Annotated in this window: 26 protein-coding genes and 1 tRNA gene; 6 read left to right on the top strand and 21 right to left on the bottom strand. The window is 63.4% G+C overall.

The features are described from left to right. Positions 1-189 precede the first annotated feature (189 nt). Positions 190-1254, bottom strand: coding sequence for a GNAT family N-acetyltransferase (locus tag ACPUD7_RS14210; RefSeq protein ID WP_425120271.1), 1065 nt, complete (start codon positions 1252-1254; stop codon positions 190-192). 139 nt (positions 1255-1393) lie between these two features. On the opposite strand from ACPUD7_RS14210, the gene ACPUD7_RS14205 reads away from it, so the two are divergent. Further along, entirely contained in the window at positions 1394-2188 is a 795-nt protein-coding gene (locus tag ACPUD7_RS14205; RefSeq protein ID WP_135537141.1) for an MBL fold metallo-hydrolase, read from the top strand. Between the two features lie 148 nt (positions 2189-2336). Here ACPUD7_RS14205 and rplL read toward each other — a convergent pair whose 3' ends face one another. From rplL to ACPUD7_RS14135, 14 genes are all read right to left on the bottom strand, one after another. Further along, positions 2337-2723 carry a 50S ribosomal protein L7/L12 gene (gene rplL / locus ACPUD7_RS14200; RefSeq protein ID WP_135537142.1) on the bottom strand — a complete coding sequence of 129 codons (387 nt, stop codon included), beginning with the start codon at positions 2721-2723 and terminating at the stop codon, positions 2337-2339. Between the two features lie 59 nt (positions 2724-2782). After that, complete coding sequence (gene rplJ, locus ACPUD7_RS14195) at positions 2783-3316, bottom strand: 50S ribosomal protein L10 (protein WP_135537143.1); 534 nt, start codon at positions 3314-3316, stop codon at positions 2783-2785. A 353-nt stretch (positions 3317-3669) separates the two neighbouring features. Then, entirely contained in the window at positions 3670-4689 is a 1020-nt protein-coding gene (gene adhP, locus ACPUD7_RS14190; protein ID WP_135537476.1) for an alcohol dehydrogenase AdhP, read from the bottom strand. Between the two features lie 125 nt (positions 4690-4814). Beyond that, positions 4815-6338, bottom strand: coding sequence for an acetaldehyde dehydrogenase ExaC (gene exaC, locus ACPUD7_RS14185; protein WP_135537144.1), 1524 nt, complete (start codon positions 6336-6338; stop codon positions 4815-4817). Between the two features lie 192 nt (positions 6339-6530). Further along, positions 6531-7823 (bottom strand): GAF domain-containing protein, encoded by a 1293-nt coding sequence (locus ACPUD7_RS14180; RefSeq protein WP_425120270.1) that lies wholly within the window; start codon positions 7821-7823, stop codon positions 6531-6533. Positions 7824-8067: 244 nt separating this feature from the next. Further along, entirely contained in the window at positions 8068-8763 is a 696-nt protein-coding gene (gene rplA / locus ACPUD7_RS14175; RefSeq protein WP_135537146.1) for a 50S ribosomal protein L1, read from the bottom strand. Positions 8764-8828: 65 nt separating this feature from the next. After that, the gene (gene rplK, locus ACPUD7_RS14170) at positions 8829-9266 is read right to left on the bottom strand and encodes a 50S ribosomal protein L11 (protein WP_135537147.1); all 438 of its coding nucleotides are present in this window, start codon (positions 9264-9266) and stop codon (positions 8829-8831) included. A gap of 303 nt (positions 9267-9569) precedes the next feature. Continuing rightward, a complete protein-coding gene (nusG, locus tag ACPUD7_RS14165) occupies positions 9570-10412 on the bottom strand; it encodes a transcription termination/antitermination protein NusG (RefSeq protein WP_135537148.1) in 843 nt (280 codons plus the stop codon). A gap of 82 nt (positions 10413-10494) precedes the next feature. After that, complete coding sequence (gene secE / locus ACPUD7_RS14160) at positions 10495-10773, bottom strand: preprotein translocase subunit SecE (RefSeq protein WP_135537149.1); 279 nt, start codon at positions 10771-10773, stop codon at positions 10495-10497. A 96-nt stretch (positions 10774-10869) separates the two neighbouring features. Continuing rightward, positions 10870-10942 (bottom strand) — tRNA-Trp (locus ACPUD7_RS14155). Positions 10943-11068: 126 nt separating this feature from the next. Next, complete coding sequence (locus ACPUD7_RS14150; protein ID WP_425120269.1) at positions 11069-12727, bottom strand: metallophosphoesterase; 1659 nt, start codon at positions 12725-12727, stop codon at positions 11069-11071. Between the two features lie 42 nt (positions 12728-12769). Next, entirely contained in the window at positions 12770-13867 is a 1098-nt protein-coding gene (locus ACPUD7_RS14145) for a UDP-N-acetylmuramate dehydrogenase (protein ID WP_425120268.1), read from the bottom strand. Continuing rightward, the gene (locus ACPUD7_RS14140; RefSeq protein WP_135537151.1) at positions 13864-14307 is read right to left on the bottom strand and encodes a MaoC/PaaZ C-terminal domain-containing protein; all 444 of its coding nucleotides are present in this window, start codon (positions 14305-14307) and stop codon (positions 13864-13866) included. The genes ACPUD7_RS14145 and ACPUD7_RS14140 overlap by 4 nt, the downstream gene beginning before the upstream one ends. Further along, positions 14304-14753 carry an FAS1-like dehydratase domain-containing protein gene (locus ACPUD7_RS14135; protein WP_425120267.1) on the bottom strand — a complete coding sequence of 150 codons (450 nt, stop codon included), beginning with the start codon at positions 14751-14753 and terminating at the stop codon, positions 14304-14306. Before ACPUD7_RS14135 ends, ACPUD7_RS14140 begins: the two co-directional genes overlap by 4 nt. 184 nt (positions 14754-14937) lie before the next feature. Between ACPUD7_RS14135 and ACPUD7_RS14130 the strand changes: the two genes are divergently transcribed. The 4 genes from ACPUD7_RS14130 to ACPUD7_RS14115 all read left to right on the top strand — a co-directional run bounded on the left by ACPUD7_RS14130 (position 14938) and on the right by ACPUD7_RS14115 (position 19676). Beyond that, a complete protein-coding gene (locus ACPUD7_RS14130; RefSeq protein ID WP_425120266.1) occupies positions 14938-16692 on the top strand; it encodes a biotin carboxylase in 1755 nt (584 codons plus the stop codon). Between the two features lie 97 nt (positions 16693-16789). Further along, entirely contained in the window at positions 16790-18118 is a 1329-nt protein-coding gene (locus tag ACPUD7_RS14125; RefSeq protein WP_425120265.1) for a serine hydrolase domain-containing protein, read from the top strand. 312 nt (positions 18119-18430) lie between these two features. After that, the gene (locus tag ACPUD7_RS14120) at positions 18431-19027 is read left to right on the top strand and encodes a hypothetical protein (protein ID WP_425120264.1); all 597 of its coding nucleotides are present in this window, start codon (positions 18431-18433) and stop codon (positions 19025-19027) included. Positions 19028-19214: 187 nt separating this feature from the next. Next, the gene (locus ACPUD7_RS14115) at positions 19215-19676 is read left to right on the top strand and encodes a nuclear transport factor 2 family protein (protein ID WP_425120263.1); all 462 of its coding nucleotides are present in this window, start codon (positions 19215-19217) and stop codon (positions 19674-19676) included. Positions 19677-19689: 13 nt separating this feature from the next. Here the strand turns inward: ACPUD7_RS14115 and ACPUD7_RS14110 are convergent, their stop codons facing one another. The 6 genes from ACPUD7_RS14110 to ACPUD7_RS14085 form a co-directional block, all read right to left on the bottom strand. After that, positions 19690-20661 (bottom strand): squalene cyclase, encoded by a 972-nt coding sequence (locus tag ACPUD7_RS14110; RefSeq protein WP_425120262.1) that lies wholly within the window; start codon positions 20659-20661, stop codon positions 19690-19692. Positions 20662-20810: 149 nt separating this feature from the next. Next, entirely contained in the window at positions 20811-21059 is a 249-nt protein-coding gene (locus ACPUD7_RS14105; RefSeq protein ID WP_425120261.1) for a hypothetical protein, read from the bottom strand. Further along, positions 21056-21685: a hypothetical protein gene (locus ACPUD7_RS14100; protein ID WP_425120260.1), complete on the bottom strand. Its 630-nt coding sequence runs from the start codon at positions 21683-21685 to the stop codon at positions 21056-21058. The genes ACPUD7_RS14105 and ACPUD7_RS14100 overlap by 4 nt, the downstream gene beginning before the upstream one ends. Beyond that, positions 21685-21894, bottom strand: a complete 210-nt coding sequence (locus ACPUD7_RS14095; protein WP_425120259.1) for a hypothetical protein — start codon at positions 21892-21894, stop codon at positions 21685-21687. The genes ACPUD7_RS14100 and ACPUD7_RS14095 overlap by 1 nt, the downstream gene beginning before the upstream one ends. 178 nt (positions 21895-22072) lie before the next feature. Then, positions 22073-22330, bottom strand: a complete 258-nt coding sequence (locus ACPUD7_RS14090) for a hypothetical protein (RefSeq protein WP_135809917.1) — start codon at positions 22328-22330, stop codon at positions 22073-22075. Positions 22331-22382: 52 nt separating this feature from the next. Continuing rightward, positions 22383-23063 carry a hypothetical protein gene (locus ACPUD7_RS14085; protein ID WP_425120258.1) on the bottom strand — a complete coding sequence of 227 codons (681 nt, stop codon included), beginning with the start codon at positions 23061-23063 and terminating at the stop codon, positions 22383-22385. Between the two features lie 269 nt (positions 23064-23332). On the opposite strand from ACPUD7_RS14085, the gene ACPUD7_RS14080 reads away from it, so the two are divergent. Further along, entirely contained in the window at positions 23333-23896 is a 564-nt protein-coding gene (locus ACPUD7_RS14080) for a hypothetical protein (protein WP_425120257.1), read from the top strand. Positions 23897-24038 lie beyond the last annotated feature (142 nt).

Below are 24038 nucleotides of genomic sequence, written 5' to 3'. Positions count from 1 at the left end.
TTCCGAGTGCTTCACCATCTGATACCTCGTCTGCCCACTCGACTTCCCTTCGGCAATTTCCGGGTGTGTCAGATTTCGACTCCCGGCACCGACGTGGTTCACTTGAGTGGAAATGACGTGCCCACCGCTATATGAAGGCACACCACAGGCAGAACGATGCAAATATCAACCTTATAGCATCTGGTCAAGTCATGCAAGAATCTTCTTCCACAGACCGACCCACCCCACGGTTTCGAACCCGGCCTGATCGTTGATGGCCAGCATCCACGAGTTCTCCGCCGCATTCCACGTGTAGACGCGCTCGACCGGCGAGGACTGACACAGCGCCTCATGATTGGCGATCTTCAGTCGCGCTCCCAACCCGTGGCCACGGTGCTCGCTGAGCACGAGAGTGGCGCCCTGATAAGCCACGTGCGGACGCTGTGTGTAACTCACGACCTCGGTGAAGCCGACCCCTTCGCCATCGAAGAGCGCCAACGCCGTGTACGTGCGCCCTCCTGTGTATTCACGGTCCGCTTCGAGAGCCCGGACTCGAGCGGTATCCCAGGTCTCCTCGTCATGGAGGTCGGCAGCTCCGGGAGCATCCGTGGACATCCTCTGGTGAAGCAGCGCGATCGCCTCGATGTGCTCCTCCGGTACCGGTCCCGCCCAGGTGCGGATGACATATCCGTCTTCGGTCCTGAACGAGTCTACTCCCCCGCCGGAACTGCACTGAACGACCGCAGCAGAGCATCGCTCGACCTGCTGGAGCCGGTAGTCATGACCTTGGGCGAAAACGACCTCGGCCCGTTCGGCCGGAAGGCTGCCGGTGCCGGCGGCCGCGGCGATCCGAGGTCTGCGCGGATCGGCGTCGAAGTCTGCTGCCGGGATTTCGGCCCAGGCAGTCAGTCGTGTCCTCCCGGTTTCAGCCAGCTGCCGCTCCATGACCGTCAGCAGCTCGGTGCCCAAGCCCGACCGCCGCAGTTCGGGCAGGATGCCGATGTAGACATCGGCGACGTCGGTGTTGTCGAACAGGCTCAGATAGGCTCCCGCTTTCGCCACGAGTCTGCCGTCGACGCGGCCCAGCCAGATCTCATGAGAGGTGAATTCGTCACAGCGCACGAGTTTCCCGCGCACCGAACCGGGCAATGGGTCGAAGTCCTCACCGAACCCGAGGGCACGATTGATCCTGCGATCGAAGTCGACGATCTCACCAAGGAGCCCGTCGACGTCGGAGTCGGTCAGCGTGCCGGAGCGAATATGCGTGATCTCCATCGATCTCCTCGTTCCCAGAAGCTGATGACTGCGTTGTCGCCGCCGACTGCGATCTTAGCCACCGAGGAGGACGGATGTCGTGCTCGACGTGCCTCAGCTCACCCGCAGCAGCAAGGCTCGTCCCCTCTAGACTCATAGTATGACGACTATCAGCGTGCTTCGCACCGATCCCGCGACCGTCAACAGCGCGATCATCACCGGCAGCAGCGGCAGCCTCATCGTCGATGCCGGCCCCTGCCCGGACACCGGCCGGCACCTCGCCGCACGGGCGGCAGAGCTGCAAGCGCAGACCAGCGGTCCGGCACGAACCGATCTGGTCATCACACACGATCATTGGGACCACTGTTTCGGGGCCGCCGCGCTGCTCGAAGCGGGAGGCGACCGAGCCTTCGCCTCGTCCTCCTTCGCCACGGATCAGGCGGCCAGCACATGGCTTGCCCTCGATGCGCTGCGCCACGACCCCGCCACCGCCGATTTCGCCTCACAGCTGCCTCTCGATCCCAGCGAGCTCTTCGTCGACGTCACCGCGGTCGACTCGTCCACTCAGCATGTCAGCGGCGTCGATCTCGGTGACTGTTGGGCGGAATTCCATGTCCTCGGAGGCCATTCGACAGCCGATCTCATCGTCCGCCTGCCCGAGTCGGGTGTCGTCTTCGTCGGCGACCTCGTCGAAGAGGGCGATCCTCCCCAGGCAGCCGCCGATTCCTCTCTCAGTCAGTGGGCGAACAGCCTTCGTCGGATCCTCGACTTCCCGGAGGCGACGACCTTCATTCCCGGACATGGCGTGCCCGTCGATCGCGGGTTCGTACAGCGTCAGCTCGGCGACATCGATGGAATGCGTCTTCACCAGGACGACACCGAGGTGGCCCTGCCCGCCCGCACGATGCCCGGGGATCATGACCGCCGAGTTCCGTTGGAGTTCAGCCTCTCCTGAGGTCTCGTGCCCCACCTCTTCCGCAGCCTCGAACGCCGCATGCTCAGCCCGGGGCTGGCTGGGACCGAACGGGTGAAGACGCAAAGAACCCCACAGCTGATGCTGTGGGGTTCTTCAGAATGCGGCACTGGCCGCAATCAGCACAGAGTCACTTGAGGGTGACGGTGGCACCGGCGGCCTCGAGGACCTCCTTGGCCTTCTCTGCGTCTTCCTTCGAAGCGCCTTCGAGGACGGCCTTGGGAGCTCCGTCGACGAGGTCCTTGGCTTCCTTGAGTCCGAGGGAGGTGAGCCCACGGACTTCCTTGATGACGGGAACCTTCTTCTCGCCGGCTGCTTCGAGGACGACGTCGAATTCGGTCTGCTCTTCAGCAGCCTCCTCTCCGCCTCCGGCGGCAGGGGCGACGGCGACAGCGGCGGCCGGAGCGGCAGCCTCAACGTCGAACTCTTCTTCGAACTTCTTGACGAACTCGGACAGTTCGATGAGCGTGAGCTCCTTGAAAGCTTCGAGGAGCTCGTCGGTGGTGAGCTTAGCCATGGTGGCTAGTCCTTCCTGTGATGGTCACAGTGTGTGACCGGGTTGGTTGGGGGTGATGCTCAGGCGTCGGAAGCAGGAGCGTCGTCCTGCTTCTCGCGGAGTGCATCGACAGTGCGCACGGCCTTGACCAGCGGAGCGGTGAAGAGGTAAGCCGCCTGGTGGAGGCTTGCTTTCATAGCACCAGCTGCCTTTGCAAGCAGCACTTCGCGGGATTCGAGGTCGGCGAGCTGGTTGACCTGTTCGGGGCTGAGTGCGGCTCCATCGTAGTAGCCGCCCTTCACCACGAGCTTGTCGTTCGCCTTGGCAAAGTTACGCAGAGCCTTGGCAGCCTCAGGGGGTTCGCCGTTGACGAACGCGATCGCGGTGGGCCCATTGAGGTGCTCATCGAGACCGGTGATCCCGGCTTCCTTGGCTGCAATCTTGGTCAGCGTGTTCTTTACCACGGCGTAGCTGACGTTCTCACCGAGAGAAACGCGCAGTTCTTTCAGCTGCGCGACGGTGAGACCGCGGTACTCGGTCAGCAACACAGCGTCGGAGTTCTCAAACTGCTGTTTGATCTCCTCGACTGCGGCTGCCTTGTCTGGCCTCGCCATGGTGTTCCTTTCATAAGTCGTCCGGTCTGTCCCGACAACAGAAAAAGCGCTTCACGCAGGAAGGCGTGAAACGCTTGGCCGTAGGATTCCGGAAGGAATCGAACGGAAGAATCTCGAGCTCACCTGCGTGGGTCACTCTCTGGGAGTCTTCGCCTGCAGACACCGAGATTCGATGGCGAATCCTGGTGGTTCCACAGAGACCGACGGTCTTGGGTGTTTTCAGTGTAACGAAGTCTTTCGCAGCAAGTCCAATCGCCCCCAGAGATCCCCCTCACACCACCTGACGGCGGCGCAGCAACCTCGCGCGAGGTTGCTGCGCCGCCGTCAGGGAGTTCTCTGGGTAACCTGGCCCGTCAGTACTCGATGACGACGCGGCCGTCGATCTTCCCGTGGATCATCTCGTCGAAGATCGCATTGATGTCATCCAGCGGCCTCTTCGAGAAGGTCGGGTGGATCTTGCCGGCAGCGTAGAACTCGAGCGCTTCGACCATGTCCTGACGAGTGCCGACGATCGAACCGCGGATCGTCAGGCCCTTGAGCACGATGTCGAAGATCGGGGCCGGGAAATCACCTGGCGGCAGACCGTTGAAGACGATGGTGCCGCCTCGGCGGGTCATACCGATCGCCTGACCGAACGCCGCAGGGTGGACCGCGGTGACGAGGACTCCATGGGATCCTCCGATCTTCTCCTGAATGATCTCGGCAGGGTCTTCGGCGAAGGCATTGACGGTGATCTCCGCTCCGTGCTTCTTCGCCAGAGCCAACTTGTCCTCGGCGACGTCGACCGCGACGACACGCATGCCCATGGCCACCGCGTACTGGACAGCGATGTGGCCGAGTCCACCGATGCCGGAGATGACGACCCACTGGCCGGGATTGACTTCGGTGCGTTTGAGTCCCTTGTACACGGTGACTCCCGCACACAGAACCGGCGCGATCTCGTAGGGGTCGGCACCGTCCGGAATGACCGCGGCGAACTTCGTATCGACGAGCATGTACTCGCCGAAGGATCCGTCGACTCCGTAGCCGCCGTTGACCTGCTGCTCGCAGAGCGTCTCCCACCCCTGACGGCAATGCTCGCAGGTTCCGCAGGCGCTCCACAGCCAGGCGTTGCCGATCATCTGGCCGACTTCGACCTCGGTGACGCCTTCACCGACCTGCTCGACGATGCCGACTCCTTCGTGGCCGGGGATGAGCGGGACCTTCGGTTTGACCGGCCAATCTCCATGAGCGGCATGGAGATCGGTGTGGCAGACGCCGGAGGCGATGAGTTTGACCAGTGCCTGACCGGGACCGGGCGCGGGAATCGGGCTGTCACCTACGACAAGTTCCTGTCCCAGGCTTTTGACCATTGCAGCTTTCATTTCGGACATCATTCGCTCCTTTGTGATGACGTGAATACATGTGACAACGGGGTTTGGATCTGTGGTGGAAGCATCCGACGGCGGCGCAGCAACCTAGCGCGAGGTATCTGGACCGCCGTCGGGTAGCAATTGGATCAGAAGAAGCCTTGCGCGTTCTCCGAGTAGCTGACGAGCAGGTTCTTCGTCTGCTGGTAGTGGTCGAGCATCATCTTGTGGTTCTCACGCCCGATGCCCGAAGCCTTGTACCCGCCGAAGGCCGCGTGGGCCGGGTAGGCGTGATAGTTATTCACCCACACACGTCCGGCCTGAATGTCGCGACCGGCCCGGTAGGCGGTGTTGCCGTCCCGAGACCAGACTCCGGCACCGAGGCCGTACAGAGTGTCATTGGCGGTGGTCAGAGCATCGTCGTAGTCGGAGAAAGTCGCCACCGAGACGACGGGACCGAAGATCTCCTCTTGGAAGATGCGCATCCTGTTCGTGCCCTTGAAGATCGTCGGCTGGACATAGAAGCCGCCGGCCAGATCTCCGTCGAGCTCGGCCTTGCCGCCGCCGGTGAGTACTTCGGCGCCTTCCTGCCGCCCGATGTCCAGGTACGACATGATCTTCTCGAACTGATCGTTTGAGGCCTGCGCACCCATCATCGTCTCCGTGTCGAGCGGGTTGCCCTGAACGATCTTCTGCGTCCTGGCGACGGCCGCCTCGAGGAACGGGTCGGCGATCGAATCCTGGATCAGTGCACGCGACGGGCAGGTGCACACCTCGCCCTGATTGAGCGCGAACATGGTGAAGCCCTCCTGGGCCTTGTCCGCGAACGCATCGTTCTTGGCCAACACGTCTTCGAAGAAGATGTTCGGCGACTTGCCGCCGAGCTCCAGAGTCACCGGAATGATGTTCTGCGAGGCGTACTGCATGATCAGACGGCCCGTCGTCGTCTCACCGGTGAACGCGATCTTCGAGATCCGCTTGTTCGAGGCCAAGGGCTTTCCGGCCTCGAGGCCGAAGCCGTTGACGACGTTGAGCACACCCTCGGGCAGCAGGTCTGCGATGAGTTCGACGAGCACGAGAATCGAGGCCGGCGTCTGCTCCGCGGGTTTGAGGACGACGGCGTTGCCTGCCGCCAGGGCAGGTGCCAGCTTCCACACTCCCATGAGGATCGGGAAGTTCCAGGGAATGATCTGTCCGACGACGCCGAGCGGTTCGTGGAAGTGGTAGGCCACGGTGTCCTCGTCGATCTGCGACAGCCCACCTTCTTGAGCGCGAATGGCCCCGGCGAAATAGCGGAAGTGATCGACGGCCAGGGGCAGGTCCGCGTTGAGGGGTTCGCGGATCGCCTTGCCGTTGTCCCAGGTCTCAGCGACGGCGAGCGTCTCGAGGTTCTCCTCGATGCGGTCTGCGATCTTGTTGAGGATGTTCGCCCGCTCGGCGACCGAGGTCTTACCCCAGGCCGGCGCGGCTTTGTGCGCAGCGTCGAGAGCAAGCTCGATGTCCTCGGCGGTGCTGGCCGGGATCTCGGTGAATACCTGGCCGGTCACCGGGCTGGGATTGTCGAAGTAGTTCCCGTTGACCGGCGGCACCCACTGGCCCCCGATGAAGTTCTCGTAGCGGGACTTGAATGTGACGAGCGATCCGTCCTGACCAGGCTGTGCGTAGACAGTCATTGCAACTCCTTTGATGCGTCTGCTTTCACCGGATGTTCTCCGTGTGAGAATGACGCTACTGAAGGCAACGTTGCATAGGGGTTGCATCACAGCCCGTGAGCGGTCGGATCATCGGTTCCCGCCCCCTCCCGCACCCTTGCGGCAAGAAGCTCATCGACCCGCGACTCTCCCCGAAGTCAGCGCCGGAGGGCGTCAGTGCCCGAGGGATTCCAACCGCACAACGGCCGAGTTGCGCTCGGCCGCATCCGGAGGCGCCAGCCTCAGGACAGCCATGAGGATCTCGTTGTCCTCGCGGAAGTCCGGAAGTTCGGAATAGCGCCAAAGCTGCTGCCAAGTCCCGTCCTGAAGAAGGGTCTCGCGCATGAGCGCATCGACCTCCGCGCCGATCTCGCGTACGCCCGGAGCGTCCGAATCCGGCAGCACACTCCCCCGATAGAACTCCAGCGCTGTATCGATGTCGCCCCGGGACAGCGCCTGGAGAGTGCGCTCGAGGTCGGAGCCCAGTTGCCCGCGCAACCGGTAGGGACGCGCCTCGATGCTCAGATGCTCGACTCCGTCGATGGCCCTGCGCAGCCGGGTGATCTCCGCCCGCACGGTGACTTCGCTGCCGCCGACCGGCCACAGCCTTTCGACGAGTCCTGATCCGCTGATCCCGTCGGGGAATCGGTGGAGCAGAAGCAGGATCTCGGCATGACGCCGGGTCAGGGCGACTTCCGCCCGGCCGGGTGAGTGCAGGGCGGGCCCCGCACCGAGGACGGTGAGCTCTGTTCCAGCCGCCTCGGTGCCGGTGTCTCGTCCCTGTTGCGGCGTGTAGAGCTCGGACAGGCGGGCTGCGGCTGCCTTGGCCGTCGACGAGAGCAGCGGCAGCACGATCGAGGACACGGCGTCGTCTCCGCCGGTGACGTCGATGATGCCGATGACCTGCCCGGTCAGCGGATGCGTCACCGGGACGGCGCTGCAGCTCCAGGAATGGACGTCGGGAGCGAAGTGCTCGGCACGGCTGATCTGCACCGCAGTTCCCGATTGCAGGGCCAGGCCCGGCGCCGAGGTGCCCATGACTTCCTCCGACCAGTCGGCTCCGGGGACGAAGCCCATGGTCTCAGCCCGATTGCGCACGCTCCGCTCGCCTTCGATCCACAGCAGACGGCCCTGCTCATCACCGAGCGCGGCCAGCAGGCCCGAGTCTTTCGCAGGTTCGAGCAGATGCGATCGCAGCAGAGGCATGATCGCGTGAAAAGGATGGCGACGTCTCACCTCGGTCAGCTGATCTGCTTCATACGCCACGTGCACCCTTGCACCCGCGGGATCACGCAGCCGGTCGAGCGATCGATGCCACGATTCGAGCACTGAGGTGCGCACACCGCGAAGATGACCATGCAGCCGGGACTCATCGCTCGGTCGGCCGGGTATCAGCGGCTCCAGGCGCTCATGGGCCCGACGCACGGTGCGCTGATACGCGTCTTCGAGCAGAAGCGTCGAATCCATGCGGACGATCCACCTCCATCGGCGGTTATCGGAAGAGAGCCTCGAATGCTCATAATCTAACCGCGAACCTGTATTCGGGCAAGACCGCACCCACCCACCGAGACTCCCCCCTTGCTACCTGACGGCGGCCCAGCAACCTCGCGCGAGGTTGCTGGGCCGGCGGCAGGTAGCAAGGGGGGAGGGAAAGGGAATGTGCGGGAAACGAAAACTCGCTTCCCGCCCCTCAAGCGCGCTGATCAGACGATCAGAGGCGCAGGCCCGAGTGATCGACCGGAACGGCGGGGCCGTTCGAGGTCGTGATCGTAGCCTTGCTGATGTAGCGGCCCTTCGAGGAGGACGGCTTCAGTCGCAGGATCTCGTCGACCGCGGCATCGAAGTTCGCCTGCAGTGCTTCCTCGGAGAAGGAGACCTTTCCGATGATGAAGTGCAGGTTCGAGTGCTTGTCGACGCGGAATTCGATCTTTCCGCCCTTGATGTCGGTCACGGCCTTCGCGACATCCATGGTCACGGTTCCGGTCTTCGGGTTCGGCATCAGGCCACGGGGACCCAGCACCTTACCGAGACGACCGACCTTGCCCATCATGTCAGGGGTCGCAACAGCGGCATCGAAGTCGGTGAACCCTCCGGCCACCTTCTCCAGCAGGTCATCGGAGCCGACGAAGTCAGCACCTGCTTCACGGGCAGCTTCTGCACGGTCGCCGGCAGCGAACACCAGGACCCGGGCGGTCTTACCGGTACCATGCGGAAGGTTGACGGTGCCGCGCACCATCTGATCCGCCTTGCGGGGGTCAACCCCGAGGCGGAGGGCGACCTCGACCGTAGCGTCGTACTTCGCCACGGTGGTCTCTTTAGCCAGGGCGATTGCCTGAGCCGGTTCGTAGTTCACATCTGCGGCGATCTTCTCAGCCGCGGCCTGATAGGCCTTTGAACGCTTTGCCATCTGCTTTGCTCCTTGCAGTCGTGGTGTGGGCTGCGCAGGCCCTGCCACTGTGTGAGGTGAGGTCTTCAGACCTCGATGTCGGTGGTGACGCCCATGGAACGCGCGGTTCCGGCAACGATGCGGTCGGCCTGTTCCAGGGTGTTGGCGTTCAGGTCGGGCATCTTCGTGGTGGCGATCTCACGCACCTGGTCGGCGCTCAGGTGAGCAACCTTGACGGTGTGCGGAGTGGCCGAACCCGACTTGACTCCAGCGGCCTTCTTGATGAGTTCAGCGGCCGGCGGGGTCTTGAGAACGAAGGTGAACGAACGGTCTTCGAACACGGTGATCTCGACGGGAACGATGTTTCCACGCTGGGATTCTGTGGCGGCGTTGTAGGCCTTGCAGAATTCCATGATGTTGACGCCGTGCTGGGCAAGCGCCGGACCGATCGGAGGAGCCGGGTTAGCGGCACCTGCCTGAATCTGGAGCTTGACGAGGCCGGCTACCTTTTTCTTGGGAGGCATGTACGGTCCTTAATCTTGAAGTTTCGATGTGCCAGACATATACAGCACATCGTTCGACGGCGACCATCCGATAAGGGCCGCAATCAAACCACACCAGTATTCCATGCGGGCAGTCCCGGGAGCAAATGCCCGTGAGGCGGATCACCGCACGCCACCATCGCCGAGGCGGCCGCCCCCTCCCCCGCGGACACGACCGCTGCATCAGCGCCCCCGGAGACGACGCAGGGGCCCGGAATCATCCGGGCCCCTGCGTCGGCGATCGCCGCCGCTGCGCGGCTGCACGATCGGCTCAGAAGTGCAATGTCACAGCTTCGCGACCTGGTCGAAGCCGAGCTCGACGGGGACGTCGCGTTCGAAGATCGACAGCAGCACGGTGAGCTTCTGCGATTCGGGACGGATCTCCTGGATCGTGGCGGGGTGGCCCTCGAAGGAGCCTTCCTTGACGAGCACGGACTCGCCGACCTCGAACTCCACCTCGGTGATCGGGGCGGACTTCGCAGCGGCTTCGGCGGCCGGACCTTCAGCGGCGGCGGCTTCGGCCTGGCGCTCTTCGAAGACCGGGGCGAGCATCGAGAAGACCTCGTCGATCGACAGCGGGGTCGGGTCGTAGGCGTTGCCGACGAATCCGGTCACACCCGGGGTATGGCGCACGGCGCCCCACGACTCGTCGGTCAGCTCCATACGGACGAGCACATAGCCGGGAATGCGCACGCGGCGAACCTGCTTGCGCTGTCCGTTCTTGATCTCGACGACGTCTTCCATCGGCACCTGCGATTCGAAGATGTACTCTTCGAGGTTGAGGCTGATGGTGCGGTTCTCGAGGTTCTGCTTCACGCGGTTCTCGTAGCCGGCGTAGGAGTGGATGACGTACCAGTCACCTTCCTGCATGCGCAGCTCGGCCTTGAACTCCTCGGCAGGATCGACTTCGTCGGCAGCGGCTTCGGCAGCATCGCTGTCTTCGGAGGATTCGGCCTGGTCGGCCTCGGCGGTCTGCTCGTCGTCAGCAGTTTCGACGTCCGCGTCATCGGCGGCGACAGCCTCGACGTCCGAAGCTTCGGTTTCGGGCACCACAGCGGCACCCGACTCTTCGGGAGTGACGTCCTGGGTCTCAGGGGTCTCCTGCTCAGGTGAGTTGGTATCCGACACCGATCAATTCCTCGCTTCGCGTGTTGTGATTCCCGGATGGGAGTGAAGGTTCAGCATAAGGTGCGTCGCTGCGAACAGCGAGTCACCACAAAGGCCACAGCGGTGTTCCGCCGAAGACGAATCCGACGAGCTTGCCGAACACCAGGTCGAGGACCGTGACGAGGAGCATCATGAACAGAATGAACCCCAGGACGACCAACGTGTAGTTGACCAGCTGTTTCCGTGTCGGGGTGACGACCTTCTTGAGTTCGGCCACGACCTCGCGGAAGAACTGCAGGATTCGTCCGAAGAACCCGAGCTTCTTAGGACCGGAGGCACTGCTGGGTGCGCTGCCAGTCTTCTTTGCCGGTGTGTCGCTCACACATCCTCACTCGGTCGGTTTCGTTGGGGCTTCACAATTGTTCATGCCGGTCGAGGACGGCGCCTGGCCGATGAGACTTCGGCAGAGTCAACTGCGCAGGGGTGACAGGACTCGAACCTGCAACCTACGGTTTTGGAGACCGTTGCGCTACCAATTGCGCCACACCCCTTCGGCCGGACGATGAGTTCCGTGCGGATCTCTGTGGTGTCCGACCACGAGAAACGAGCATACCGTGCCCGACCGCCGTTCGTCGAACCGAGCATCCGGATGGTTCCTCAGGCGTGCCGGCACCCGCTCATTCACCCGGTTCCTCGGCCGGTGGCTGAGCCACGAGCGGCAGGGGTTCGGGGAAGCGCACCCACGGATCGATGCGGACTTCCTGTTTGGGGTTGACCGTGATCAGCTGCATGTCAATGGGTCGTTTGGTCCGGTTGTCCACGCGGATGATGCTCAGTTCCGCGTCCATGCGCAGCGGGCCCGGGGTGAGCGCATTCGCCAGCGCTCCGCCCGTTGTCGAGCTCACGTAGCGGACCCCCGAACCGGAGGTCTCCGGGCCCACTCGCCGGTGCCAATGTCCGCTCAGAGCGTAGTCGGCACACCCCGAACGCAGCGCCGGGGCACCGACTGCCGGGTCGTGGACGAGCATGATGTCGAAGTCGGTCGCGCACGCTTCATCACGCAGTCGCTGAGCGTATTGGTCGACGGTGAGCTCCGTTTCGAGCTGCGGTCCGGAGCCGAAGACGGTCCGACGCGGATCCGCGGCTCCGAAGAAGGTGACCCCGCCCATCTCGGCCGTCGAGTCCTCGAGCACCTTCCACCCGGTCGACTTCGCATGCCTGGTCGTCTCCACGGAGTCGTGGTTGCCCTTGACGATCATGCGCGGAAGCTTCTCAGGCAGCTCATCGTCGAGCACGTCGAGGCAGTAGTTCTCAGCCGACGTGCCGGTCATGGAGACGTCCCCGCCGTCGATATAGGCATCGGCGCCGCTCATTCCGGCGACGGCTCCGACGACGCGCGCCATACCGATATTGCAGTGGATGTCGGAGGCGAAGACGAAGGTCGTCACGCCCGCATCCTCGTCCGCCCCTGAGGCGGAGTCCCCGTCCTCTCCCCCCGGACCTCCGATTCCGGCGGGCGGGACCATGCCCCTGTCCGTCCAGTTGCCCGAGATCGGCCGCTGATCCCATTCGGCGCGCAGGGTCGTGAGCACCTTGTCGTAGAACGCATCGTTGTCGTCGGCGAAGTCCTGCACCGCGGTGACCGCGGTGTCGATGATCCCGCCGAGGCGGCCCGTGACCTGAGATCCGGCCAAGGGCGTGCCGTCGAAAGCCGGGTCCGCCGAGATCGGCTTCGGCCGATTGAACACGACGGTGCCGAGACCGGCGAGGACGAGGACGACGACCAGGCCGATGCCGAGGAGCTCCTTGCCGACGAAGGCGCGCGAGATGGCCTCTACGCGCCGCGGGCCGAGGAAGGCGGCGAGACCGACGAGCCCGCCGGTGATCACACAGACCGCCAGAGCCCAGCGGATGAGGATCGCTTGGCTGAGTCCGTGGACGATCTGGTCGACCTGGGCCTGCGGGGCGGAGAAGAGCGAGGCGTAGGAGGCCACGTCACCGCCGAGGGCGTCGACCGTTCCTCCACCGGGATCGTCGACCGCGTCGGGGTCTGCGGCGGGTCGCTGCTCATCACTGGCATCACCGGAGACCGGGATCTCGCCGATGGAGACCCGCAGCCCGAGGCCGAGCGGGATGTAGTCCTCGGCCGGGACGAGCAGCTTCCCCAGAGGACCGAAGTCGACGGTCAGCCGGGAGTCCGCGGTGACCTGGTACTGCGCTTCGTGGGGACCGAAGGTGAGATCGGCCCGCGAGGTGAACAGCGCCCACGGCAGGGTCAGGAGACCGACCGCGGCCAGGGTGATGATGAGAGTGATGGTTCTGCGACGTGAAGACACGTCCACCAGTCTAAAGAAGGTGCTGGCTGCCCACGGCTGGTCTCAGCGGTCCAGCGAACAGCCGATGAATGTCGGCTCCGGTTCGAGCGTGATGCCGAAGGCGTCCGCGACTCCGTCGACGACGGTGCGGGCGAGATCGATCACATCGGCCGTCCTCGCGTGTCCTCGATTCGTCAGCGCCAGGGTGTGCTTGTTCGACAAGGCGGCGTGTCCGTCACCGATGCTGAAGCCCTTGGCGAACCCGGCGTGTTCGATCAGCCAGGCCGCCGAGGTCTTCGTCTTCCCTTCGATCTTCGCCCCGCTGAGCGGATCGGTCACCGGGTAGCGCGGGGCTTCCGCCGGCAGGATCTCGGGGTCGTCGACGATCGGGTTGGTGAAGAAGGAGCCGGCCGACCAGGAATCGTGATCGTCCCCGTCGAGGACCATGCCTTTCGACCGACGCAGCGCGATGACGCTGTCGCGCACGAGGGCCGCCGCAACGCGGGTGCCGATCTCGACGTCGAGTGCGGACGCGAGTTGGGCGTAGCGCACGGGCAGGGAGAGTTCGCTGTGCTGGAGATCGAAGGTCACCGACAGCACGACGAACTGGGGGGTTCCGACCGCGGCCTGCGCGCGTTTGAGCGCCGAGGTGCGATAGCCGAATTCGAGTTCGACGGCGCTGAGACGACGGATCTGCCCGGCCACACGGTCGAAGACCTCGACGGAGGTGATGAGCTCACCGACCTCGGTGCCGTAGGCCCCGACGTTCTGGATCGGGGTCGCCCCGACCGAGCCGGGGATGCCGGAGAGCGCTTCGAGCCCGGACAGACCGAGGTCGAGGGCGTGGGCGACGAATGCATCCCAGTCCTCCCCCGCCTCGGCAGTGACCTGTGTATCGGTGCTCGTGGTCTCGGTCGTCGTCACCCCGGTGGTGCGCACGACGCACACGGCACCGTCGAACCCGTCATCGGAGATGAGCAGGTTCGACCCGCCCCCGATGAAGAGGACGTCGGAACGGTCGTCGCCGGTCAGCTCCAGCGGGTGGGCGTGACAGAAGTCGAGCAGCTCCTCGCGGGTCTCCGCGATGGTCACATGCTCGGCCGGACCGCCGAGGCGGAAGGTGGTGAATGTCGAGAGATCCTCATTCACGGCTTCGGTCACCGGGAGATCCGAACCTGGGTGCGGCTGAGGACATCGGCTTCGCCGGACTTCACGGCGATGTCGATGCGGGCGGTGCCGACGGCGGCGTCGACCGCTCCGACGGTGGCGGTCATCTTCAGCGCGGTCGTCGGGGTCGCCGGCGATCCGGTCTCGGCGTCGGGGACGGGCACCGGAGCGGAGAAGCGCGTCCGGTAGTCCACGATCGCACCGGGGTCGCCGAGCCATTCGACGAGAGGGGCGATGACGACGGCCATGGAGAGCATGCCGTGGGCGATGACTCCGTCAAGTCCGACCTCGCGGGCGAAGCGTTCGTTCCAGTGGATCGGGTTGTGGTCGCCCGAGGCCGCGGCGTAGTCGATGAGCGTGGCCCGAGACAGTGGGATCTCGGACTCCACGACAGTGTCTCCGATGGTCAGCGCGGAGAAGTCGATGGGATTCATTCTCCGTCTCCTCTCACGACAATGGTCGAGGTCACGGTGACGACGGGCTGTTCGGCGGCGTCGGTGATCTCGGTGCGGGTGGTGATCATGGCGTTGTCGCCCGCGGAACGGACACCGTCGACATGGGTGACGGCGGAGAGCACGTCGCCGGCGACGATGGGGCGGGTGAAGGAGAATTGCTCGGAGCCGTGGACGACCTTCGAAAAGTCGATGCCCGAATCGGGATCGGAGATGTAGGCCGCCTCGGACTTCTGCGCGATGATCACGGCGAAGGTCGTCGGAGCGACGACGTCGCGGTAGCCCAGTGAGGTGGCCGCCTCGGTGTCGAAATGGTATTCGGCCTTGGCCCCGGTGGCGAGCGCGAATTCCGCGACCGCCTCCCGCGAGACTTCATAGGGCTGCGGCAGGGAGAACGAGGCCCCCTGCTTCTCGGTATTCACCGGCATATGCGCTCTCTCTTCCACTGTGGTCAGTATCGACACCAGCCTAAGGCACAGGCCTGCCGCGACGCTCATCGGCGAACATTCGGCCGCTCGTTCGCGTCCGATTCACACAATTGCCGCACCATCGGGCCCAGGACTACGAAACTGGTATATGTTATCCACATCACGTTTGCTAAGGAGTAGTGCGATGACCGACGAATCCCCCAGCGCAGGCCCAGCGATCCCTGAGTCGCAGAAAGCGAATTCCGGTGCCCGAGTCAAGGACGCAGTCGCCGTTCCCTCTCCGCATGCTCCCGGACCAGGCTCTCCAGCGGCCGCCGGACCGGCCGCCGCGACGCCTGCTGCACCCCCTGCAGTCGCTGCCGTCGCGAGCTCTGAGCCGACCGTGCACGAGGACGCCGAGCCGCAGGTCGAGGTCGCAGTCGCCACCGACGCCGCCTACACAGGCAAAGAAGCCGACCGCGTCCAGATCCGCCGCCCGCTGCGCAACGTCTCCGAAGTGCGTCACTTCTTCCGGACGAATCAGACTCCGATCTACTTTGTCGGGGCCACCCCGTTCAACCTCCTCGGTCTCGACCGGTGGGTGCGCAACTTCTCCTACATCACGTACTACGACGGGTGGGACGGCGCGCACCCGCGGGTGTTCTCCCCCCGCTACAAGCCCTATGTCGAGTTCGACTCGGGTGAGGCGATCAACAACTGGCTGCTGCTCAATGCCGAAGTGCGCGCGCATATGACGCGCAGCGTTCCCCACGGGGAGCGGGTGAAGGTGGCGATGGTCTTCTTCGATGAGGAGACCGAACGGATCTGCCGCGAGCTCGGCTACGATCTCATCCTGCCGTCGGCGGCTCTGCGCAATCAGCTCGATTCGAAGATCGAGACGACGAAGCTCGGCAACGAGGCCGGCGCCTTCTCCGTCCCCAACGTGCTGACCACAGCTGAGGCGTACGAAGAGCTCAACAAGCGGGCCGCCGAGGAGGGGCTGGGCACCGACCTGGTCGTACAGACTCCCTACGGCGATTCGGGGAAGACGACGTTCTTCATCTCCGGACCCGCTGACTGGGAGAAGCATAAGGACGACATCATCGGCGAGCAGCTCAAGGTGATGAAGCGGATCAACAACACTCCGGTCGCCGTCGAGGCGGTCATCACCTCCAGCGGTGTCGTCGTCGGTCCGTATCTGACTGAGCTCGCCGGTTTCGCCGAACTCACTCCCTACAAGGGAGGATGGTGCGGCAACGAGATGAAGCCCGACGTCCTCACCGCCCAACAGCGGGCCCAGACCCGCGACCTCGTTCGGCGAATGGGTGAGGGTCTGCGCAAACGCGGCTATCGCGGGTTCTTCGAAGTCGATGTCCTCGTCGATCTCGACAGCGACGTCTGCTACCTCGGTGAGCTCAATCCGCGTATCTCCGGCGCCTCGGCGATCACGAACGTCACCGCCGGTGCCTACGCCGATGTGCCGCTGTTCCTGTTCCACCTGCTCGAGTACCTCGATGTCGAATTCGACCTCGACGTCAACGAGATCAACGAACGGTGGGAGGAGCTCTCCGGTGCGGACGAGTGGAGCCAGATGATCATCAAGGAGACGGCTCCGATCACCGAATACATCACGCATTCGCCGCTGACCGGTCAGTACTACCTCGACCAGTACGGGACGCTGACCTATAAGCGGGCGGCCTTGGACTGGCATCCGCTGCAGAACGGCAACGAAGTGTTCTTCCTGCGCATCTTCGGCGCCGGCGACTACCGGTGGAAAGGCGCCGACCTCGGAGTGCTGGTGACGAAGAACCCGCTGCAGACCAATGTGGGCGGACCCGATTCGCTGAGCATCAGGGCCAAGCACTTCATCGATTCGATCCGCGCCATGTATGCCGGCGTCCCGGTCGCCGCGGAGGACCCGGCACCGGCCCTCGGCGGGCCCGGTGCGAAGGGCGACTGAGCGGCGGATCCCCGGTGGTAGCCTCGTCACAGTTGATGCGGCGGGGTTCCTGCCTGCCCTGGATGCGCAACATTCCGAACCGACCGAAAGGTGCACCGTGACCGAACCGTCACCGGACAACGCCACACCCACCCCCTCCTCGGCGGGGGTCGGCACTCCGCCCATCGCCGATCCGTCCGTCGATGTCGCGGCCGCCGCCGGCGGTGATCCCGCTGCGGTCGCGCCGCCGCTGGGCCTGGACCCTTCCGCGGGCGTCGATCGGGACAACTGGCAGGAACCCGGCAATGTTCGGTGGTCATTCCAGAACGTGAAAGAGGTTCTGCCCACGACGCCGATCTCGCGCGGGACCGGGCCGGTGGCCGAACTCCCGGCCGACCTGCAGGACCTCGGTGAGGTCGAGATACCGGCGACCGAGCACTCCGATGCGCGCAGCGTCCGCAGCGTCATCGAAGCTTCGGATACGGACGCGTGGCTGCTCATGCACAACGGGACAGTGCTCGCCGAGGAGTACTTCGGCGGGATGACGCCGGGCACCGAACATCTGCTCATGTCGGTATCGAAGTCGCTGGTCGGAACGGTCGCCGGCGTGCTCGTCGGCTCCGGCGACCTCGACCCGAACCGCCTGGTCACCGACTACGTTCCCGAACTCGCGAAGTCCGGCTATGCCGGAGCCACGGTGCGCCACATCCTCGATATGCGTTCGGGCATCCGGTTCTCCGAGGACTACCTCGATCCGAAGTCCGAGGTCAGACAGATCGAGGAGTCGATCGGCTGGACCGAGGCCAAGCGCGAGAACCCGGGCATCGGAATGTACGAGTTCCTCACCACCTTAGAGGCGAAGTCCGAACACGGCGGCGTTTTCGAATACCGCTCGTGTGAGACCGATGTGCTCGGCTGGGTGTGCGAGAAGATTGCCGGAGAGAGCATGCAGTCGCTGATGTCGCGGGTGCTGTGGTCGCACATCGGCGCGGAGCAGGATGCGCTCATCGCCACCGACCAATACGGCGTCGGAATGTTCGACGGCGGCATCAACACCACTCTGCGCGACCTCGCTCGATTCGGTCACGTCTACGCCAATCGCGGCCAATCGCTGACCGGCCAGCAGGTCGCACCGACGACGTGGATCGGCGACACCCTGACGACCTCGGCGGAGGTGCGGCGGGCCTTTGCCGAAGGACCCGGCGACAATCGGATGCCCGGCGGGGCCTATCACAATCAGTTCTGGTTCCCGTTCCCCGATTCCCACGCGTTCCTGGCCCTGGGCATCCACGGCCAGATGATCTACATGAACCCAGGGGCGAACATCGTCGGCGTCAAGTTCTCCAGCTGGGGGCTGCCGCAGGATGCGACGAAGCTGTTCCCCACGATCCGCGCCTTCGAGGCCATGGCGAAGGCCGTCAACACGACCGCCCCGGCAGTCGGGTAACGACCGACACCGAGTCGCCCCGAGCCGGTGGGCTCTTCTCCTCCACGTACCGAACCATCAGTCACCATCAGCGGCACACCACCTCGGTGCAACGGTGCAGTGCGACGCTGACGGTGACTGATGCTTGCCGCACAACCGGTCGGCCTGTCTCGTCGGCCGCGTTCCGGCACTTCCGCAGGTTCCGTGTGTCCGAATCGGCACAGCTGTCGCCGGATCCGCACACTCAGCCGCATCGGCAGGCTGACGGCCATGGCAGAATCATTCACGTATTGACAACTTCTGTGATCGCAGTTCGTGCGAAGGAGAGAGACCATGACACCAACTCGTCGGACTTATCTGATGCCCCGCCTGCTGACCGCGGCCGCAGGAACTGCCCTCGCCCTGTCCCTGGCCGCCTGCGGCGGGTCCGGTGCCGACAAGCCGGCCGAAGACACACAGTCCGAAGCCGCCGAGTCCCCCGAAGGCGGATTCGGCGGAGGGTCAGTCGAGACGACACCGGCGGAATCGCCGGGTTCCGAACCCGCCGAGGCGGAGCCGACCGACACCGAATCGACCGATCCGTTCGCCGACGCTGCGAAGACGACGAACTGGGCCAGTGACGACGGTATGAAGATCGACAAGGACGGCAACGGCACCGTTCCCGCTTCGTCGATCGAAGCCGACCTCGTCGATCTGTTCGAGAACAAGCTCGAGCTGAAGCTCAAAGAAGCCAAGTGCGACTCCGATATGGAGCTCCGAGAGTGGTACGGATTCAAGTCCTGCCAGGTCACCGTCAAGGACAAAGAGGCTTACAAGGGCGAGCGGAAGTACTTCGGGACGGTGAAGATCGTCGACCACAAAGGTCAGATGATCAAGTACGAACTCATGTTCCCCGGCATCGACAAGGAAGACTTCGACTTCAAGGACTGACTCGGTCAGATTCCAGCAGGCACCACCCCGACGCAACCCCGTCCCCGTCACTCGGCGGGGATGGGGTCTCTGTGCCGCGGCTGCGCATCGACCTTCCCGCCGCGGTTGGCACCGAGTAGCATGAAGTGCCAGGCCGCAGGCACGCCTCCAGACAGGCAGACACGGACGCGGCCGGGAAGGATCCCTCATGACTGAACACCGTCCCCCATTGCCGCCGTTCGATCGGGACTCCGCCGCGCAGAAGGTCCAGGGCGCCGAGGATGCGTGGAATACTCGCAATCCGCGGACAGTCGCCTCGGCCTACACCGTGGATTCGGTGTGGCGCAATCGCGATGAGTTCATCACCGGCCGCGATGAGATCCTTGCGTTCCTCACCCGCAAATGGGACCGCGAACTCGACTACGCGCTGCGCAAGAATCTGTGGGCATTCGATGACAACCGCATTGCCGTCCGCTTCCAATACGAATGGCACGATGCCGGCGGTCGGTGGTGGCGCAGCTATGGAAACGAGTTGTGGGAGTTCGATGCTCAGGGGCTGATGGCACGCCGTGAAGCAAGCATCAATGATGTCGCCATCGCCGAGGCGGACCGCTGGATCCGTGGGCCCCGACCGGCCGAGGATCGCGGAAGGGAATTCGACCTCCGGTAAGACATTCGTGTGCTCAATCGCCGCGTTGGGCGGTGGCGGAGGCATCCCACCAGTCGAGGATCCGCTGGGCTTGCAGCGTCACCCATTTCGAGGGTTCGCCGACGGGTGCGTCGACATGGAACCAGACTTCCCCGCCGAGGCGGTGCTCCTGTTGCCAGCGTCCGTCCGCTCCTCGGCGAGGCCGGATCATCTCAACGGCTGCGCGCATGCGCGGATCCGGATCGGTGCCATCGGTTCGTGCTGCTTCTCGGAAGTAGTCGAGTGCCGGCAGGATCCCGTAGAACCATCGTGTGGGGCAGAACAGCGCCAGGGCACGTTCGTCGAAGGGTTCGCCGGTGCCTCGGCGGCGGAACAGGTCTCGGACGAGCAGGTATTCCTCTCCCCCGGCCCGGGCCTGAGCTACGCGTGCGCTGTCGCCGGTGGACTTCTGGTAATCGAGGAGCGCGACGAGGGCGTTGAGGGTGGAATGGAAGGAGGACACCTTCGCACCGTCGACCCATTCGCAGTTCCACCCGCCGTCATCGAGCTGGTGGTCGAGGAACCAGTCGACGAGCCCGTCGACATCGGCACCCAGCCAGAGGCCGTTCGACAGTGTCCACGCATTGATGCACACATCGACTTCGCCGCCCCAGTAGGGCAGGTTCTCGTATTCCCACCGAACGGGCGCCAGTTTCTCTGCGGTCCCTGCCAGCACCGACGCAGCCACTCCCCACTCGCGCAGGTCCTTGAGCGCCCAAGTCGTCGCCGTCCACGGCTGTGAACGCTCAGTGTCGAAATCGAAGCCGGCGGGGAAATATGCTCCGCCGGCCCATTGACCATCCGGGTCCTGCCTGGCGAGCAGCTCGGCACCGAATCCGACGTGCGCGACTTCGGCTCTGCTTGACTGCCAGGTCGAGTCCTCAGCACCGAGGAGGTCACGTTCGACCTGCCAGCGCAAGGACGGGTCGGAATCGAGCAGCCAGTCGGACAGTTGTGCGTTGATCATCGTTGATCTCCCGCTTCGGTCGAACAGTCTCTATGAGAGTAGGTGACGAACCGTCCGATGACCATACCCGCCGCCGAATTGCGGTCGAACGGACATCCGTCGCGCTCGGACCGGCCCTGAGCATACGAGAAGACCCCCACGCCGGGACCTTATCCCTGGTGAGGGGCTTGATCGGTAGCGGGAGAGGCCCCTGTTTGCACCCACAACATGCCCGTGCCGGCCGCATTATCGGTCTGCTCGAGGGCGTTGGTTTCAATGCTGTTGACGTGATCACCTATCGTCATGCCGTCCGGTGTGCGGTCGATCGCGTGGTAAGTCATGGCGAGTTCGATGGAGGCGTTGCGGATGCGGCGGCGTTGCTTCTCGCCTTCTTGGTATCTGACGTATTCGACGTTCATTTGCCACCCCCTGCGAGGTTGCTGAGGATCCGTGGGATCTCGGTGGTCGCGGTCTGCATCTGTTCGGGTGTGGCACTGATGGCGGTGAGGAGTGATGTGAGGACGGTTTCGAACTGGGCGCCCGTCTGCTCGGCGATACGCACTTGGCGTTCGTCCACGCCGGCCTTGAGTGTTTCGCCGGCGTACTTCGCGAGCTGGTCCTGCGCTTTGTGCAACAGCGTGTAGACGATGTGTTGGCGGGCTTCCTCGGTGCGTTCGAACTGTTCCCCGAACTCCGGGTTGTCCTTGCCGACGACCTTGGTTTCACCCCACCAGAGGTCGCCGTCGGTTTCGAGGAGCTCCACCTGGTGTCGCAACCACTCCACTTCGCCGGCTTTGGATGCGACGAGGTCCAGCAGTGCCTGTGCGGGGTCGAGGTTCTCGTGAGGTGTGCCGAGACGACGGGCGACGCGGGTGAGTTTCTCCTGCTCGGGGTTGCGGGTAGCTGCGGTACGGGCTTTCTTCGATCCCCCGCCGTGGCGTAGGCATACGCGGAGGCCGCGGACGGGGTCGTTTTTGCACTGGTCGCCGCGTTTCTTGCTGGTGGCTTGGCATTTCTCCGGATCCCAACCGGACTTGTCGACCATCAGAGTCCGCTCACTTCGGTGGTGACGTACACGGTCGCGTCGTTGGGTACCGAGTGCAGGTGGTCGCCGATGCGGAGGGTACTCGTGTCGGTGGCGGTTTCGAGGGTGATGGAGTGGAGTGTGCCGCTACGGCACCGGCCGAGGGCTGCGAGGGTCGGCAGGGTGACGGTCTTACCGATGTGCTCGGCGGTCAAGTGTCGGATGATCATGCCCGTAGCTTGTGACCGGACACGGAAGAGTTGCCAGCGACGACACGCGAGGTTCTGGGCGCAAGTTGAGGAACGAAAACAGCCCCCCGTCCATTCAGGCTCAGGGGCTGTTTACTTCAACTACCAACAAATGGCGGATACGCGCCGAGGCTCGATCGAAGTCTGATGCCTCGCAATGTCATTCAACGATGAAGTTGCTCAGGCCAGCGATCCTTAGGATGAACGGTGCGATCGACATCAGAACCAGGACCGATGAGACCACCCAAAGCCACACCATCTTTGCCTTATGCGAGCGGACGCTCGTGCCTAAAGCAAACAAAGGGCTAAGCAAGGGCAGACCGTAGAAGATCGGTGTCAACACAAATGCGAGTGCGAGGAAGCCGATGAACTTCCATTCCGTCTTTGAGAGGAATCGCTCACGCTGATCGGTCGCCATATCTTGCACCTGCATCCGTTTAGTCGTGACTGCGTTGATGATTGATTCAATATTAGCCGCCAACCTGCCAGGTTTTAACCGCCCCTGACTTGGACGTGCGGTAGTGAAGGCCCACGCCGAGAGTGATCGGACTTCCCTTCACGAAGAGCGAAGCGTCGAACCGGTAGTACGAATCAGCGTAGGTGCCAGCCTTGGGTTTGGTGCACCGGGTGGGCTTGACAGACCAGCCAACCTGCCACGATCCTTCGGAGTGGCAAGTGTGATACCCGGTCTTACCCTTGTACTTCTTGACCCAAGCTTTCGAACCATTCCAGTAGGTTCTGCCTGCATGCTTCTCATAGTTGGAGCCGCCCCAGTAGGCGTGCTTCCACTTCTTGCTCTTTATCTTCCCTGCTTTTGCGGCCTCGACGACCTGAACTGTTTCCTGCTTGCCCATGTCTTCGGTGGCAGCGAACGCCTTGGCCTCTGCAATATCGACCGTTTCTGTAGCGCCTTCTTCGACGGTGACCTTGCCTTCGCAGAGCTCGAGGTCTTTGGCTTCAGCCGATTGGCCAACCTTCTCGTAGGCTTCCTCGACTTGTTTCACACAGGACTCGTCGACGAAGTTGGTGGTCGACACTTTGTGCAGCCCAGCGGGGGTGCTTGCCTGCGCAGGGACTACGGTTCCCAGCAGTAGAGCTGCAGAGCTGAGTATCGAAGCGACTACTGTGACGCTTCTTGTGGTTGCGGTCATTCGCACATCCTTTCTTGATGTAACCGCAACTATATGTATCGCCATAGCTTCCCCACATCGCACGTAAGTATGAGATTTAGCCAAAACTTTCCGACTGAGCTGGCGGATACGGACACCGCATACAGTTACGCCCTGGCCGTTGTCGATCGGGTCAGACGCTTGCGGGCGGAACGGTTCGCGATCGAACGCCGGCAAGACCGGTGGAAGACGTTCATGCAGTAGCTCGCCAGCCTCACGCACGATGTAGTTTTCAGGGATCGGATCGGCAGATGGTGCAACCCAAGTTCAATCCCGCGATTCAGCAGATCCTCAATGTCGCCAGCTTCTTGCCGCGAGAGTCGACGCTCGAGACGCAACTCAAGACGCTTAACCAGGCGCTTTCACCAGACCTCAAGATCAACTATGCACGATTCGGCATATCGCCAGCACTACATGCGCAACTCCAGTCGAAACTGGTCGCCTCTACCTACATTCCTTCATTCACTCATATCGCCAAGATCAACTCGGCTGTTGCCCGCTACGGAGTGTCCGATTCAATAACTGAGCAAATGTTCGCCCACGTGCTGGCTGGCGTGAGATCGGGCGAGCTGGACATCGACGAAAATGAGTTCGACTACTCCGAGGTCGCCCCCGAAATCGAGGACGCCATTGAAACAGTGGCCGAGTCCGACGATGCAGGAGAAGGCACTGTCGAGCAGAAGAGGAAAGCGGCACGGCTCGCGGTGACCTTCACTCTGCAGTGGCTGCTCTGCGCTCTGTACATCGCCATTCCGGAGCTGAAGAACATTGTGGAGACCGCCAGGACCTCGAAAGACCACGCTGAAAGCATCTGAGAGTTTCTGGCGAAGTGGGGTGTCATGATTTGAGTAGACAGCAGAACCCGATGAAAGGAAACTGCTGCACATGACTACCAACCAATCCCCGCGGCGGCCCCGCAGAGAGTTCACCTCGGAGTTCAAGGCCGACGCCGTCGCG

It is taken from the genome of Brevibacterium sp. FAM 24630 (assembly GCF_049804075.1).
GTDB lineage: Bacteria > Actinomycetota > Actinomycetes > Actinomycetales > Brevibacteriaceae > Brevibacterium.
The sequence above is the reverse complement of the archived record's forward strand: the minus strand, read 5'-3'. Positions and strand labels throughout refer to the sequence as shown.

What these genes read in the sequence shown, in the direction of transcription:
- rplL (WP_135537142.1), bottom strand. Translation starts at nt 2,723, where the DNA reads ATGGCTAAGCTCACCACCGACGAGCTCCTCGAAGCTTTCAAGGAGCTC.
- ACPUD7_RS14100 (WP_425120260.1), bottom strand. Translation starts at nt 21,685, where the DNA reads ATGGTCGACAAGTCCGGTTGGGATCCGGAGAAATGCCAAGCCACCAGC.
- exaC (WP_135537144.1), bottom strand. Translation starts at nt 6,338, where the DNA reads ATGACTGTCTACGCACAGCCTGGTCAGGACGGATCGCTCGTCACATTC.
- ACPUD7_RS14205 (WP_135537141.1), top strand. Translation starts at nt 1,394, where the DNA reads ATGACGACTATCAGCGTGCTTCGCACCGATCCCGCGACCGTCAACAGC.
- ACPUD7_RS14105 (WP_425120261.1), bottom strand. Translation starts at nt 21,059, where the DNA reads ATGAACGTCGAATACGTCAGATACCAAGAAGGCGAGAAGCAACGCCGC.
- ACPUD7_RS14080 (WP_425120257.1), top strand. Translation starts at nt 23,333, where the DNA reads ATGGTGCAACCCAAGTTCAATCCCGCGATTCAGCAGATCCTCAATGTC.
- ACPUD7_RS14180 (WP_425120270.1), bottom strand. Translation starts at nt 7,823, where the DNA reads ATGGATTCGACGCTTCTGCTCGAAGACGCGTATCAGCGCACCGTGCGT.
- rplJ (WP_135537143.1), bottom strand. Translation starts at nt 3,316, where the DNA reads ATGGCGAGGCCAGACAAGGCAGCCGCAGTCGAGGAGATCAAACAGCAG.
- ACPUD7_RS14210 (WP_425120271.1), bottom strand. Translation starts at nt 1,254, where the DNA reads ATGGAGATCACGCATATTCGCTCCGGCACGCTGACCGACTCCGACGTC.
- rplK (WP_135537147.1), bottom strand. Translation starts at nt 9,266, where the DNA reads ATGCCTCCCAAGAAAAAGGTAGCCGGCCTCGTCAAGCTCCAGATTCAG.
- ACPUD7_RS14095 (WP_425120259.1), bottom strand. Translation starts at nt 21,894, where the DNA reads ATGATCATCCGACACTTGACCGCCGAGCACATCGGTAAGACCGTCACC.
- ACPUD7_RS14110 (WP_425120262.1), bottom strand. Translation starts at nt 20,661, where the DNA reads ATGATCAACGCACAACTGTCCGACTGGCTGCTCGATTCCGACCCGTCC.
- adhP (WP_135537476.1), bottom strand. Translation starts at nt 4,689, where the DNA reads ATGTCCGAAATGAAAGCTGCAATGGTCAAAAGCCTGGGACAGGAACTT.
- rplA (WP_135537146.1), bottom strand. Translation starts at nt 8,763, where the DNA reads ATGGCAAAGCGTTCAAAGGCCTATCAGGCCGCGGCTGAGAAGATCGCC.
- ACPUD7_RS14130 (WP_425120266.1), top strand. Translation starts at nt 14,938, where the DNA reads ATGACCGACGAATCCCCCAGCGCAGGCCCAGCGATCCCTGAGTCGCAG.
- ACPUD7_RS14115 (WP_425120263.1), top strand. Translation starts at nt 19,215, where the DNA reads ATGACTGAACACCGTCCCCCATTGCCGCCGTTCGATCGGGACTCCGCC.
- ACPUD7_RS14135 (WP_425120267.1), bottom strand. Translation starts at nt 14,753, where the DNA reads ATGCCGGTGAATACCGAGAAGCAGGGGGCCTCGTTCTCCCTGCCGCAG.
- ACPUD7_RS14140 (WP_135537151.1), bottom strand. Translation starts at nt 14,307, where the DNA reads ATGAATCCCATCGACTTCTCCGCGCTGACCATCGGAGACACTGTCGTG.
- ACPUD7_RS14085 (WP_425120258.1), bottom strand. Translation starts at nt 23,063, where the DNA reads ATGACCGCAACCACAAGAAGCGTCACAGTAGTCGCTTCGATACTCAGC.
- ACPUD7_RS14120 (WP_425120264.1), top strand. Translation starts at nt 18,431, where the DNA reads ATGACACCAACTCGTCGGACTTATCTGATGCCCCGCCTGCTGACCGCG.
- ACPUD7_RS14090 (WP_135809917.1), bottom strand. Translation starts at nt 22,330, where the DNA reads ATGGCGACCGATCAGCGTGAGCGATTCCTCTCAAAGACGGAATGGAAG.